Origin of the sequence: Piscinibacter gummiphilus (assembly GCF_002116905.1) — a bacterium.
GTDB classification, from domain to species: Bacteria; Pseudomonadota; Gammaproteobacteria; order Burkholderiales; family Burkholderiaceae_C; genus Rhizobacter; species Rhizobacter gummiphilus.
Genome location: NZ_CP015118.1, coordinates 3,974,237 through 3,987,164 on the forward strand (window position 1 = coordinate 3,974,237; position 12,928 = coordinate 3,987,164).

At 66.4% G+C, this 12,928-nt stretch carries 13 protein-coding genes; 3 read left to right on the forward strand and 10 right to left on the reverse strand.

Annotated features, from left to right (window positions below; translation table 11 throughout):
• The first annotated feature begins 13 nt into the window (after positions 1-13).
• The 3 genes from flgM (at position 14) to A4W93_RS17895 (ending at position 2,648) form a co-directional block, all read left to right on the forward strand.
• Positions 14-337, forward strand: coding sequence for a flagellar biosynthesis anti-sigma factor FlgM (gene flgM / locus A4W93_RS17885; protein ID WP_085751895.1), 324 nt, complete (start codon positions 14-16; stop codon positions 335-337).
• 126 nt (positions 338-463) lie between these two features.
• Positions 464-841 carry a hypothetical protein gene (locus tag A4W93_RS17890; RefSeq protein ID WP_237357567.1) on the forward strand — a complete coding sequence of 126 codons (378 nt, stop codon included), beginning with the start codon at positions 464-466 and terminating at the stop codon, positions 839-841.
• An 811-nt stretch (positions 842-1,652) separates the two neighbouring features.
• Positions 1,653-2,648 carry an IS110 family RNA-guided transposase gene (locus A4W93_RS17895; RefSeq protein ID WP_085749163.1) on the forward strand — a complete coding sequence of 332 codons (996 nt, stop codon included), beginning with the start codon at positions 1,653-1,655 and terminating at the stop codon, positions 2,646-2,648.
• 49 nt (positions 2,649-2,697) lie between these two features.
• Here the strand turns inward: A4W93_RS17895 and A4W93_RS17900 are convergent, their stop codons facing one another.
• From A4W93_RS17900 to A4W93_RS17945, 10 genes are all read right to left on the reverse strand, one after another.
• Positions 2,698-3,462, reverse strand: coding sequence for a flagellar brake protein (locus tag A4W93_RS17900; protein WP_237357568.1), 765 nt, complete (start codon positions 3,460-3,462; stop codon positions 2,698-2,700).
• Between the two features lie 47 nt (positions 3,463-3,509).
• Positions 3,510-3,809 (reverse strand): flagellar protein FliT, encoded by a 300-nt coding sequence (locus tag A4W93_RS17905; RefSeq protein ID WP_085754223.1) that lies wholly within the window; start codon positions 3,807-3,809, stop codon positions 3,510-3,512.
• A gap of 50 nt (positions 3,810-3,859) precedes the next feature.
• Entirely contained in the window at positions 3,860-4,279 is a 420-nt protein-coding gene (fliS, locus tag A4W93_RS17910) for a flagellar export chaperone FliS (protein ID WP_237357569.1), read from the reverse strand.
• A 149-nt stretch (positions 4,280-4,428) separates the two neighbouring features.
• Positions 4,429-5,703, reverse strand: coding sequence for a CDP-glycerol glycerophosphotransferase family protein (locus A4W93_RS17915; RefSeq protein ID WP_085751898.1), 1,275 nt, complete (start codon positions 5,701-5,703; stop codon positions 4,429-4,431).
• 133 nt (positions 5,704-5,836) lie between these two features.
• Positions 5,837-6,325, reverse strand: coding sequence for an adenylyltransferase/cytidyltransferase family protein (locus A4W93_RS17920; RefSeq protein WP_320409199.1), 489 nt, complete (start codon positions 6,323-6,325; stop codon positions 5,837-5,839).
• The gene (locus tag A4W93_RS17925) at positions 6,322-7,815 is read right to left on the reverse strand and encodes a CDP-glycerol glycerophosphotransferase family protein (protein WP_085751899.1); all 1,494 of its coding nucleotides are present in this window, start codon (positions 7,813-7,815) and stop codon (positions 6,322-6,324) included. The genes A4W93_RS17920 and A4W93_RS17925 overlap by 4 nt, the downstream gene beginning before the upstream one ends.
• 128 nt (positions 7,816-7,943) lie before the next feature.
• Positions 7,944-9,371, reverse strand: coding sequence for a flagellar filament capping protein FliD (gene fliD / locus A4W93_RS17930; protein WP_085751900.1), 1,428 nt, complete (start codon positions 9,369-9,371; stop codon positions 7,944-7,946).
• Between the two features lie 118 nt (positions 9,372-9,489).
• Positions 9,490-10,341, reverse strand: a complete 852-nt coding sequence (locus A4W93_RS17935) for a flagellin domain-containing protein (protein WP_085751901.1) — start codon at positions 10,339-10,341, stop codon at positions 9,490-9,492.
• 240 nt (positions 10,342-10,581) lie between these two features.
• Positions 10,582-11,427: a flagellin N-terminal helical domain-containing protein gene (locus A4W93_RS17940; RefSeq protein WP_085751902.1), complete on the reverse strand. Its 846-nt coding sequence runs from the start codon at positions 11,425-11,427 to the stop codon at positions 10,582-10,584.
• 442 nt (positions 11,428-11,869) lie between these two features.
• Positions 11,870-12,715, reverse strand: coding sequence for a flagellin N-terminal helical domain-containing protein (locus A4W93_RS17945; RefSeq protein WP_085751903.1), 846 nt, complete (start codon positions 12,713-12,715; stop codon positions 11,870-11,872).
• Between the last annotated feature and the right edge of the window lie 213 nt (positions 12,716-12,928).

The window sequence follows — 12,928 nt, forward strand, 5'->3', positions numbered from 1 at the left end:
CAAGGAGCACACCATGAAGATTGGCAACCCTACCGACAAACCCGTCGCCGCCCCGGCACCGGTCGCGTCCGGCCAGACCGCCTCCACCGCGGCCGGCAAGACCCAGACCGCCGCCAAGCAGGAAGTCGCCGCCGAGGCCAGCACGCAGGTCGCGCTGTCCAGCGCCGCGACCCAGCTGATGTCGGGCACCGAAGGCGTCTCGGGCGATTTCGACACCGAAAAGGTGGCGCGCATCGCCCAGGCCATCGCCGACGGCAAGTTCGAGGTCAACCCCGGCGCCATCGCCGACAAGCTGCTGGCCAACGCCCGCGAAGTGCTGGGTGGTCCGCAACACTGATCCGGCGCCCCGCGCCGGCGGTGCTGCGCCCGCCCTTCCCTGACCCCGCGCTGATCCGTCCATTACCGCGTCCCTCTACTGCTTTACGCCAGGCCCCTCATGCCGAATCCGGTGAACCCGACCTCCGTGCAAACGACCACTGGTGCCGGGCTCGAGCTCGAGACCACGCTGTCCGCGGTCGAGAGCCAGCTGAGTTCCCTCGGCGATTCGCTGCGCGCGAACGACATGACGGCGGTCGATCACCATGCCACGGAACTGCACCGCGCCCTCGCGCGTGCCGTCGACCACTTCACGCACGCCGCCCGTTCCGGCCCGGTGCCCCCCGCCCTGCGCGACCGCCTGATGCGCGCGAGCGGCCTGGTCGCCTCCCAGCGCGAATCGCTGGCCCGCGCCACCGCCGCCCTGGACCGCGCCATCGACGTCCTGATGCCGCGCAGCGCGCCAGCCTCCGTCTACGGCGCCGGCAACAACGACCGCGGCTCCCGCACGAACCTGCAAGCGTAGGCCCCCCCAGTCGCCCTTCGGGCTCCTGCCCGCAAGGGGCGCCCCGGGTCGGCCGGGAGACCCGTCCTCGCGGGTGGCTTGATCGGTCGGCTTCGCTTCGCTCGCCTCTCCGCGTTCGCGTTCTCGATTCGGGGCATTGCTCGCTTCGCGTCGCTCGCCCCTCGCTGTCCGCGGCTTCCCCCTCCGCCGCGGCTCCCCCTCTACCGCGCCTTCCCCCCCTCCACCACGCCGTCATCCCGGCGAACGCCGGGATCCACTGCGGAGCGCACGAGAACGCCACTCCATCGACGACCCAAATACGTCGCGTGCAGGCGTGACCGCCTGCGCCCAGCCGGATGTTCCGCCTTCCGCGGAACGACGCGAGTGGCGCGAAGAATCTCGAACGTCCACGACGGCAGCCGCTGAGAGTCCGAGCCTGGCGCCCAAGCTTGCCCCCTCCCGTTCGCCACGGACGAAGAAGAGCGGTCACGCGAGAAGGGAGCGTCGGGCGAGCGAGCGAAGCGAGCAATGCCCCGAATCGAGAACGCGAACGCGGAGAGGCGAGCGAAGCGAAGCCGACCGATCAAGCAACCCGCGAGGACGGGTCTCCCGGCCGACCCGGGGCGCCCCTTGTATGTTTGTCTTGAGGCTTGACTGCCGCACCGAGTCGGCAGAGAACCTCGATTGTGGAGGTTTGCAGCGCCGTGCATATCCAGTCGCCCCTCTGAGACCTTGATCTCGCCCCCAAGCAGTCGTGAGTGCACGGTTCTGCGTTTGTCTCCAAGCCCGAACAGTTACCTGAACGCACTTCGTATGTTGCAAGGATGGGACTATGACAAACGCTGCTGTTTCCGACACTCCGGCAGTCGCCGCAGGTGAGTTCATCGGCATCGATGTGGCCAAGGCCAAGTTCGACTGGAACACTCATGGCTCTGCCGTTTCTCACTCTGCCTGCAACGACTCTGTCGGATTCGAGTTGCTTTGGCAGGATTTGCGCGACCGACAGATCAACTTGATCGTGGTGGAAGCCACCGGGGGCCTTGAAAACGCCCTCATCGGCTTTCTCATCGGCCAAGGCTTGTCCGTGTCCCGCGTGAACCCGCGCGCGGCCAGGGAGTTCGCTCGCAGCCAGGGTCACCTGGCCAAGACGGATGCCATCGACGCCAGGGCGCTCTCGCATTACGCCCACACCCTGGCGCACAAGGCGAATCAGGCCGGCATTCGCTTCGTACCCGTGCCAGAGCAGGTCGAGGCCTTGCGGGTCCTGATTGTTCGCCGTCACCAGCTGCTGGACATGCGAACGGCCGAAAGGAATCGCCGCGCCGGGGCCATGCGCGTGCTACGCAAGAGCATCGATGCCGTGATCCTCACGCTCAACGAGCAGATCGCCGCGCTCAACGACGACATCCACACGCACCTGAAGGAACACTTCCAGGAGTTGGACGCACGGTTGGAGAGCATCAAGGGGGTTGCGCAGACCACCAGCGCGACGATGATCGCATTCATGCCCGAACTCGGCACCGTTGGTAGTCGCCGAGCAGCCAAGCTCGCCGGGCTGGCCCCGTTGAACAACGATTCGGGCAAGCAGCGGGGCAAGCGATCGATCTGGGGTGGTCGCAGCATCGTGCGCTGCGCCCTCTACATGGCCACCCTGGCGGCGGTCAGGTTCAATCCGGTGATCAAGGCCTTCTACGTTCGGCTCGTCGGGGCGGGGAAGCCCAAGAAGGTCGCCTTGACCGCCTGTTCCCACAAGCTGCTGCGCATCCTCAACGCCATGGCCCGTACCGGGCAGACCTGGAATCCGGAGATTCACGGCCTGCCGGCTTGACTTCGAACACAGTTGCTCGGGGGCAGGAGGCGCCAGCCGACTGGGGGGCCTACAAACTCAGCATGCGCTGGCGCTTCTGCGTCTGATCGATGTAGCGCTGCAACCCGCGCAGCACATCGCTGGCCGGATTCACCATCTCGCACCCCAGCCGCACCCCTTTCGAGTCGGGCTGGATGGACGTCACGTGCTGCAGGCGCAGCGCCGTGGTGATGCGGGTGTCGACGTCGAGGTCGATCTGCACGTTGTTGATGGTCACGCCCGGCTGCAGCGGGGGCACGTCGTTCGGCAGGAACAGTGCGCAGCCGCCGATGCTCACGTCGAGCACGCGCAGCGAGAGGGCCATGTCGGGGATCATGGGATGGCGCACGCGCGCCGTGGGTGTGGCACGCAGCAGCGGGCGCACACGGAAGCCGCCGCGGCGCTGGAAGCGGAACATCTCGCGCGGGATGGCGCAGTTCAGCGCGCTGGCGCGGCCGCCGCGCACGAGCACGAGGCCGCTCACGTCGAACTGCACCTTGATGCTGTCGAGGTAGGCCACCGCGACGGCGTCCTCGCCCTCGACCAGGGCCTGCAGCTGGTTGTCGTCGGCATCGGCCGAGAAGCTCAGCGTGCCGCGGCCGGCGTCGATGGCCCACACCGTGGTGGAGTAGACGCCGGAGCTGCCGTTGAGGTTGACGAGCACGTTGCCGTCGGACAACTGCTTGAGCATCGCCAACACCTCCGCCGGGGAGGTGATGCGGAAATCTTCGAGACCACCGTGCGACGCGGCGACGGCGTCGAGCGACATCGGCTGCGTATCGAGGGGCTGATCCAAGGAACCTCCGTGGGCTGAATCCAGGGGAGTCGGTGGCAGAAGGTTCCTCAGTGGATGGACTTCGGCTTGCCCGCGAGCAGGCCGTCCAGGTCCTCGAGCCAGGGTTCGGCGAGTTGCCGGATCTCGGCGTCGTTGATCAGGATGCGCTGCATGATGCGCGACTTCAGCTGGGACTCTTCCGTGCCCAGATTCTGCGCCGAGGCGGCGTGCTTGAGCTGTGAAATCAGCACGGCACAGGCGCCTTCCAGCTTCACGACCTGGTCCCAGTCGCCGTTGCGGGCTGCCGAGAGCATGTCGGCGCTGGCGCGCTCGATGGCTTCGTAGTAGTTCAGCAAGGCGGAGTTCATGGCGGCTCCCGGCGTGTAGAGGGGATGACGGACGTTGCGGAGTTTCTGGTTCATTTGCCGGCCTCGGCGATCTGCGGGCCGATGGCCACCCAGGCGGTGTGCAGCGGCTCGATGAGCGAACGGCATTCCTCGAGCAGCTTGGCGTCGTTGCGGAGGTTGGCCTGGGTCAGGCGCAGGATCACGTAGTCGTACAGGTCGCGCAGGTCGGTGGCCAGTTGCCCACCCTCCTTGACGTCGAGGCCGGCCTTCAGGCCTTCCTCGATGATGCGGACGGCCCGGCCGATCGCCTTGCCCTTCGCCTCGATGTTGCCCTGCGCCAGGGCGCCGCGGGCCTGTGCCACGGCATCCATGAAGCCCTGGAACAGCATGCCGACCAGCTGGTGCGGCGAGCCGGTGGTCACACCCGTCTCGACGCCGACCATGCGGTAGGCATTGGCGGGGTTGTGAGGGCGACCGAAGGGCGTGGACATGGATGCGTACATGGTGTGGAGTGATGTGTGCGTCTGCTGAAGTTATCGACGTGCGCACAGCGAACTTGAGCGAGCGACTGAACCGGGTTTCATCGTCTTTTCGGACCATGCCCCGGGGGCCCGCAGCCGAGCCCCCTGCCCCTGCGTCATCAGGCGGACGGCCCCGGCATCTCGACCGTGAAATCGTCGGCCACGGCCTCGTCGACCAGGCGGTCGATCAGCGTGAGCAGCTGCTCACTGGCGCGCGACGGGTCGGTCTCGAAGATCTTCCCGGCCATCTCGGCCCGCTTCGGGCCCAGGTCGTCGTCGTGCAGCGCCTTGCGCAGCTTCACCTCGAAGTCGGCCTTCGTGAACGTGTGGCGGAACGCCACGTCGGGCACGAGGGAGAAGTCGGGCTCGAAGCGGTGGTGTTCGTCGGGGCCGAGGTCGAGGCTCAGCACCGGTTTGCCGGTCAGCAGGAAGTCGAACATGATCGACGAGTAGTCGGTCAGCAGCAGGTCGAAGCGCCGCATCAGCGGGTACACGTCGACCCCGGGGCTCAACAGGTAGAAGCCGTCCGCCTTCCGCTTCGTGTCCATGTTGTGGATGAAGTAGGTCGGGTGCATCTTGAAGAAGAAGTTGATCTTGTCGCGCTTCGCGATGGCCATCAGCTTCGTGTAGAACTCGGGGTCGTTCAGGTAGGTGTTCTGCCCCCGCTGCCACGTGGGCACCAGCAGCACGTTCTTGCGGCCCGACGACAGCGCGGCCTCCACGTCGGCGTCGATCTCGCTGCCGATCGTCTCGTGCGGCAGCGGGTCGCGCAGCAGCACCTCGTTGCGCGGGAAACCCGCACGCACGAGGCGGCGGCAGCCGAAGCAGTCGCGCCAGAAGCGGTCGAACGTGGCCGCGGTGCTCAGCACCAGGTCGGCCTGCGAGGCCATGTAGAACGGTCGGCGGATCGAGAGGTCGCGCAGGCCCAGGTGCGGGATGAGGCGCAGCAGCAGGTGCTTGACCGACACCCCGTGCCACAGCTGCAGCTTCTTCGCGCCGGCCAGGCAGCCGTTCAGGCTGAACGAGCCCTTCAGGCTTTCCGCCGGGTTGACGCAGAAGACGGCCACGGCCGCATGCAGCAGCAGGTCGATGCTGTGGTCGATGTCGTCGGCCAGGTTCACGCACGGCAGCCCGGCCGCGCGCAGCGAATCGACCAGCGGCGCGTCGAAGCTGCACCAGTACACCTCGTGGTTCCGCTCGCGGGCGGCGTCGCGCAGGTACAGGTACTTGGTGTTGTCGGCGAACGTGGCCCGGCCGAAGTACAGCACCACGCGGCGCTTGCGCGTGTGCATCGAGATCGATTCGAACTCGGTGGACAGGCGCTGCTCCTCGAGCTGGGTGAGCGAACGCTGCACGCGGTCCGCGGCGGACGGCTGGGCCTGGGGGGTGGTCATGGCTGGGGCTCCTCTCGGGTGGGCGCGCGCAGGGGCCCGCCGACACGGTCTGGCAGTGTCGTGCAGGCGCAGGCCGGGGGGAAGCGTTTGTCCCCCGCCGGCGGCACGAAAATGGAAACAGGAAGAACGGCGTTCAGCGGACGTCGGACTGGATGTGGCGCTTGAGGTCGCTGCTGGAGACGCCCTCGGTGCGCGGCAGGTAGACCACGTCGCACAGGGACTTCAGCGAGTCGAAGTGCCCCGTCCAGTCGCTGCCCATCACCATCGCATCGGCGCCGTAGCGAACGATGTCGGTCTCCTTCTGCCCCCAGCCGGCCTCGGGGATCGCGAGGTCGACGTAGCGGCAGGACCGCACCAGTTCGACGCGGTCGGCATAGGGCACCGCGGAGCGCTTGCCCTTGATGGCGTTGAACTCGTCGGTCGAGACCGCCACCACCAGGATGTCGAAACGCTCCTTGATGCGGCGGAACAGGTTGACATGCCCGATGTGGAACAGGTCGTAGGTGCCGTAGGTGATCGCCACGCTCGGGGCCAGCGTGATGCCGCCGGTCTCGGCCAGCACGGCCGGCATGGCCCGCGCGCGCAGTTCGGCCGCGGCCGTGGTCAGGGGACTGGTTCTCATCGGGTCTCCTTCTTCGCCGCCGGAACGGCCAATGCGAGTTCCTCGGCCACCACCGAGACGAGCCGGTCGGCCGAGCCGCCGTCGCGCTGCTCGAACAGGTGCTCGAGCAGGCCCTGGCGGGCGCGCACGCTGGCGCCGTTCTCGGGCTTGCCGAGCAGGTCGACCAGCGCCTGGGCGCTGGTCACCACCGGGCCCGGCGGGGTGGACAGCTTCGCGTCGAACAGCTTGCGTGAACGCGTGGTGTAGGCCTCGTGGTCCGGGCGGAACAGCATCACCGGTCGGTCGAGGTGCAGGTAGTCGAACATGATCGACGAGTAGTCGGTGATCAGCGCCGAGGTCTGCGTCAGCAGCGGGTACACGTCCGTGCGCGGCTTGACGAACGTGACGTTCGGCAGCACCTTCGCGATCTCGGGCACCTGCGGCTGCTCCACCGGGTGCATGTTGACGATCAGGCAGTCGCCCGCGTCGGCGATGGCGCGCGCGATGCGTTCGAGGCCCGCCTTCAGGATCCATTGCCCGCGGTTCGCGTCGCGGAAGGTCGGTGCGTACAGGTAGACGCGCTTGCCGCGCTTCTGGAAGTCCTGGGCGCGGCGGTACGCGTCGAGGTCGACGTTGACGAGGTCGTGGCCCTTCGGCTCGCGGTGCAGCACGTCGTTGCGGGCGTAGCCGATGGGCGCGTAACCGTCGAACGCGAACCAGCGGCGCCACTCGGCTTCCTGGTGCGTGGCCGTGCCCACGAAGCGGCTGAACGGACCGCAGGTGCGCAGCACGCGTGCGAACTGCGGCGACATGCCCTTGAGCGGACCGAGGTTGCGGTAGCCGATCTCCTTGATCGACACACCGTGCCACATCTGCACCTGGCGCGCGCCGGCGAGCAGCGCGGCGGCGTACGGGTTCGCGCCCAGCAGGTGATCGCTGATGACGGCGACCGCGGCGGACAGCGCGACGTGCAGGTGCTCGGCGCTCCAGTCGTTGTGCGTGTGCGGCAGGCACTGGCCGCCGATGGCCTTGACCTGCTGCTCCTGCTCGGCGTTGAACGGCAGGAACCAGACCTGCGCCTCGAGCGCCCTGGCCTGCGCCTGCGCGGCGAGCCACGCGTACTTCACGTTGTCGCCGAAGTAGGTGCCGCCGACGAAAACGACGATGCGCTCCTTCGGGTGCACGCGGGAGACTTCGGCCAGGTCGCGGTTGCAGCGTTCGAGATGCAGTTGCTGCTCGAGCTCGTCCACGCGGGACTGCAGCTTCTGCACGTCGTGGTTGCGCACGTGCAGGATCGTGTCCACCAGGGACTCGACCATGCCGCTCAGGTGTTCGTTGAACCCCTCGATCTGCTGGAGGCGGGCCTCGACGGAACCCGGTTCGTACACGGGCTGATCGGGCACCTCGGGAAGTTCGGGCTCCGGTGCGGAGAAGAGCGCCGGCGCGCCCTGGGGCACCATGAAGGCATCGTCGTCCAACGACGAGATCTGTGGTGTGTAGGCGTTGATCACGGGGCGCTCCTGGAACTCGTTCGGTCGCGGCCCGGCGTGGACCGCTTCACGAAAAGTCTAAGGTTCGCCGCTCCGGGAGAACGCCTGAAGAACGGGCGGAAGCCCGCCCAGTTCAGGGCTCGGCAGCGTCAGCCCAGCGAACTGAGCTGCGTGCTGACGTAGCTGTTCAGCGCGCTCAGCTTGGCCATGTTCGAGTCGAGCGTCTGGTACTGCTTGCGGATGCGCTCTTCGGTGGCCGCCAGGCGCACCTCCATGTCGGCGACGCGGTCGTTGTTCCGCTTGATGCTCGCCTGGATGCCTTCCTGGCGCGTGGTCAGCGGACCTTCGGCGGCCAGCGCATTCGTGGCCATGCTGTTGAAGCGGGAGATGAGGCCCCAGGTCGATTCGTTCGCGCTGTCGCCGCTCATCATGAGCTTCTTCATCTCGGCCGGGTCGGCCAGCGCGGCGTTGAGCTTCTTCGAGTTCACGGCGATGGTGTAGCCGTCCTTCTGCACCTCGATGCCGGCGTCCGACAGCGTGCGCAGCGTCTTCGGCGACGAGTTGACGCCGCGGATGATCTCGCGCATCTGCGCCTGCAGGCCGATGACCGTGCGATCGCCCTGCAGCTTGCCGGCGGTCTTGCTGTCGGCGTTGTACTTGGTCTGGGTCTGGATGAACGACGAAAGGTCGTTGTAGGCCTTCACGAAGTCGTTCACCGCGGTCTTCATCGACTCGGTGTCCTGCGCCACCGACAGGTCGATGGGCGATTCGGACTTCTTCAGCAGCTTGATCGTCAGGCCGTCGGCCACGTCGCTCAGCGTGTTCGAGGCCGAGGTGATGTCCAGGCCATTGAGCTTGGCCTTGGCGTCCTGGGCCTTCATGTTCTCGGTCATGCCGCCGCTGCCGCTCGCCGGGTCGAACGCGAACATCGACAGGCTCGCACCGTCGTCGCCCGGCGCCGTCTCCTCGGCGGAGATGCGGAAGCCGTTGGCCACGCCGGTGTCGGTGGAACGGATCGACAGGCGGGCGCCGGTCGCGTCGTAGATGACGGTGGCCACCACGCCGGCACCGGCCGCATTGATCTTGTCACGCACGGCGGCCAGGCTCGATTCGCCCTCGCCGATGTCGACGGTCACCGAACTCGCCCCGGCCTTCAGGCCGAACGTGGCCGGGTCGCCGGTCCAGCTGCCGAGCTCGATCGTGAGCTTGCCCTGCCCCACGTTGTGGGTCTTCGCCGGGACGGCCGTGCTGCTGGCCGTCTGCGCGACGGCGAGCTGCGACACGGTCAGGCTGTAGCTGCCCGCGGCGGTGTTCGTGCCGGTCGTGACGGATGCCACGGTGGCGTCGCTCGACGTGGCGACCGTCTGGCTCCACAACGTGGTGGACGCCATGGCGCGCGACTTGTCCTGGAGCGCCGACACATAGCTCTGCAGCTGCCCGTACGTGGACAGTTGCGACTTCATCGTGGTGGTCGCGGCTTCGAGCAACGAGGCAGGCTTGCGCTCGACCGCCATCAGCTGCGTGACGATCGATTCCACGGGCAGGTTGCTGCCGATACCAGTCGAGGAGATTGCCATGGCGTACTCCGGTTAGCTCAGGACAAAAATAGAAAACGGATCACCCGGGGGTTTCCCAGATGATCCGTTTTCGACGGGCTCTGGAGTAACTTTAGGCCGCCGTCACAAATTTTTTCGATCAACCGCCGCGGAGCAGTGACAGGACTTGCTGCGGCAGCTGGTTCGCCTGGGCGACCATCGCGTTGCCGGCCTGCTGCAGGATCTGGGCCCGGGACATCGCCGCCGTTTCCGCCGCGAAGTCCGCATCCATGATCCGGCTGCGGGCGGCCGACTGGTTTTCCACCGCCTGCTGGAGGTTGGAGATCACCGCGTCGAAGCGCGACTGCGTGGCGCCGAAGGTGGCCCGCGTGTTGTTCACGGTGTCGAGCGCGTCGTCGATGCTGTTGATCACGTTGGCGATGGCGCCGGCGGTGGCCAGGTGGTCGATCGACGTGCTGGTGCCGGTGACGATCGAGATCGTCGTGTCGTTCGCCATGTTGTTCGTCGTCACCGTGATGGTGTCGTCGGCCGTGGTGTTCGCGCCGATCTGGAACGTCAGCGACGTGGCGTCCGCACCCAGGATGGTCTGGCCGTTGAACGTGGTGCCGCCGAGCACGCGGGCGATCTCGTGCTGCAGTTCCACGAATTCCTTGTTCAGCGAGTCCTTGTCGTCGTCGCTGTTGGTGGAGTTGCGGGCCTGGACCGCGAGTTCGCGCATGCGCTGCAGCGAGTCACCCACCTTGGAGAGCGCGCCTTCGGCCGTCTGCGACAGCGAGATGCCGTCGTTGGCGTTGCGGATCGCGACGTTCATGCCGCGCACCTGCGCGTTCATGCGTTCGGCGATCGCCAGGCCGGCCGCGTCGTCCTTGGCCGAGTTCACCCGGAGGCCGGACGACAGACGCTGCATCGACGTCGCCAGCGAGCCCTGGGAAGCATTGAGGTTCCGCTGCGCGTTCAGCGATGCGATGTTCGTATTGATCGTCTGTGGCATGAAAGCACTCCTTCAAGAATCGAATGACTCCCGGTTCGATGACCGGCATTGCGTTCCGCCGCATCGGGAAACTTCCCCCGTGTGACGGCGCACAAGGCCGGCAATTCGCACCGCAGACCCGTAGACCCGATTCTGAAAGCGCCCCACCAAGACAAAAGGCGGAAATGAAGGGAAAGCCCCCTCCATTTCCGCCTTCGGTGGTTTCGACCCGGCCGGCAGGCCGGGTCACCCCCGGGACGATCAGCGCAGCAGCGACAGCACTTGCTGCGGTGCCTGGTTCGCCTGGGCGATCATCGCGTTGCCCGCCTGCTGGAGGATCTGCGCTCGGGACAGGTTGGCCGTCTCCGAGGCGAAGTCGGCGTCCATGATGCGGCTGCGGGCGGCCGACTGGTTTTCCACCGACTGCTGCAGGTTGGCGATCACCGCGTCGAAGCGCGATTGCGTGGCACCGAAGGTGGCGCGCTTGTTGTTGATCGTGTCGATCGCGGTGTCGATGTCGTCGATCACGGTGGCGATGGCGCCGGCCGTGGCGGTGTTGTCGATCTTGGCGGTGTTGACCGTCACGGCGGTGATCGTCGTGTCCTGGGTCATGTCGGTCGTGTTGACCGTGATGACGTCGTCCGTCGTCGTGTTGGCACCGACCTGGAAGGTCAGGGCCGTGGCGTCGGAGCCGAGGATCTTCTTGCCGTTGAAGGCCGTGCCGCCCAGAACGCGCTTGATTTCCGACTGCAGCTCGACGAACTCCTTGTTCAGCGAGTCCTTGTCGTCGTCGCTGTTGGTCGAGTTGCGGGCCTGCACGGCGAGTTCACGCATGCGCTGCAGCGAGTCACCCACCTTCGAGAGCGCGCCTTCGGCGGTCTGCGCCAGCGAGATGCCGTCGTTGCTGTTGCGGATGGCCACGTTCATGCCGCGGACTTGCGCGTTCATGCGTTCGGCGATGGCGAGGCCGGCGGCGTCGTCCTTGGCCGAGTTGATGCGCAGGCCCGAGGACAGGCGCTGCATGGATTGGGACAGCGACGACTGCGACGACACCATGTTGCGTTGGGCGTTCAGCGAGGCGATGTTGGTGTTGATGACTTGTGCCATGACAATTTCTCCGTTGGTTTCCGATAACTCCCGGCAACAGCGCCGGACGGTTCAGCCACTGCCTCCGCGAGGCGTCGACTGCGACTGAGTGCCCGACGCTAGTCAACCGCTGAATCGAGGTACCGGTGGGGTTCCCTTCATCGGCCGGCTAACCGGACCACGTACTCGCTTGAATGAAAGTTGGCGAGCGCGTTGATGCAGTTATCGGGGGGGTGTGGGAGAACTTGAGGCCGACATGCCGCAGCGGAGCCCTGTCAAGGGGGTCTCGGGGCAAAGTCGTGACGGATTCGGCAGAAGAAACCGGATCCGGAAAATGAGCCCTACATCCATGGAAAAGCCCGCCGAGGGGCGGGCAATTCCGCGGACCACGACACCGGGCCACCCGGGGCGGGGGCCTGGCGTGGGGGGACCTCCGGCGTCTGCGCCGGAGGGTGGCCGTCGATCAGCGCAGCAGCGAGAGGACTTGCTGCGGAGCCTGGTTCGCCTGGGCGATCATCGCGTTGCCGGCCTGCTGCAGGATCTGCGAGCGGGACAGGTTCGCGGTTTCCGCCGCGAAGTCGGCGTCCATGATGCGGCTGCGGGCGGCCGACTGGTTTTCCACCGACTGCTGCAGGTTGGCGATCACCGCGTCGAAGCGCGATTGCGTGGCACCGAAGGTGGCGCGCTTGTTGTTGATCGTGTCGATCGCGGTGTCGATGTCGTCGATCACGGTGGCGATGGCGCCGGCCGTGGCCGAGCTGTCGATCTTGGCGGTGTTGACCGTCACGGCGGTGATCGTCGTGTCCTGGGTCATGTCGGTCGTGTTGACCGTGATGACGTCGTCCGTCGTCGTGTTGGCACCGACCTGGAAGGTCAGGGCCGTGGCGTCGGAGCCGAGGATCTTCTTGCCGTTGAAGGCCGTGCCGCCCAGAACGCGCTTGATTTCGTTCTGCAGCTCGAGGAATTCCTTGTTCAGCGAGTCCTTGTCGTCGTCGCTGTTGGTCGAGTTGCGCGATTGCACCGCCAGTTCACGCATGCGCTGCAGCGAGTCGCCCACCTTCGAGAGCGCGCCTTCAGCGGTCTGCGCCAGCGAGATGCCGTCGTTGCTGTTGCGGATGGCCACGTTCATGCCGCGGACTTGCGCGTTCATGCGTTCGGCGATCGCGAGGCCGGCGGCGTCGTCCTTCGCCGAGTTGATCCGCAGGCCCGACGACAGACGGGTCATCGATTGAGCCAGGGAGGATTGCGCTTGCACCATGTTGCGCTGAGCGTTCAGCGAACCGATGTTGGTGTTGATGACCTGTGCCATTTTGAAAGTCCTTCAATTCGGTAGAAACCCCGGCGGCATCTGCCTGACCGGACCATCGCCCCATACACGTGATTGCGAGGGCCGTGGTGTGAATTTCGGAGACCGATCGCTTTACTTGAGCGCTTTTTTGACCGCTTTTCAATCGATCACATTTCTCGCCACTTGATCCACGTGCCGCACCCGGGAACTGCTCGGCATTCCGGCGCCTTCTCC

Bases quoted from the DNA above. Each gene is read 5' to 3' on its own strand.
- A4W93_RS17935 (WP_085751901.1), bottom strand. From the start codon at position 10,341: ATGCCACAGACGATCAATACGAACATCGCATCGCTGAACGCGCAGCGG.
- fliD (WP_085751900.1), bottom strand. From the start codon at position 9,371: ATGGCAATCTCCTCGACTGGTATCGGCAGCAACCTGCCCGTGGAATCG.
- A4W93_RS17940 (WP_085751902.1), bottom strand. From the start codon at position 11,427: ATGGCACAAGTCATCAACACCAACATCGCCTCGCTGAACGCCCAACGC.
- A4W93_RS17915 (WP_085751898.1), bottom strand. From the start codon at position 5,703: ATGACCACCCCCCAGGCCCAGCCGTCCGCCGCGGACCGCGTGCAGCGT.
- A4W93_RS17905 (WP_085754223.1), bottom strand. From the start codon at position 3,809: ATGAACTCCGCCTTGCTGAACTACTACGAAGCCATCGAGCGCGCCAGC.
- A4W93_RS17945 (WP_085751903.1), bottom strand. From the start codon at position 12,715: ATGGCACAGGTCATCAACACCAACATCGGTTCGCTGAACGCTCAGCGC.
- A4W93_RS17895 (WP_085749163.1), top strand. From the start codon at position 1,653: ATGACAAACGCTGCTGTTTCCGACACTCCGGCAGTCGCCGCAGGTGAG.
- fliS (WP_237357569.1), bottom strand. From the start codon at position 4,279: ATGTCCACGCCCTTCGGTCGCCCTCACAACCCCGCCAATGCCTACCGC.
- flgM (WP_085751895.1), top strand. From the start codon at position 14: ATGAAGATTGGCAACCCTACCGACAAACCCGTCGCCGCCCCGGCACCG.
- A4W93_RS17920 (WP_320409199.1), bottom strand. From the start codon at position 6,325: ATGAGAACCAGTCCCCTGACCACGGCCGCGGCCGAACTGCGCGCGCGG.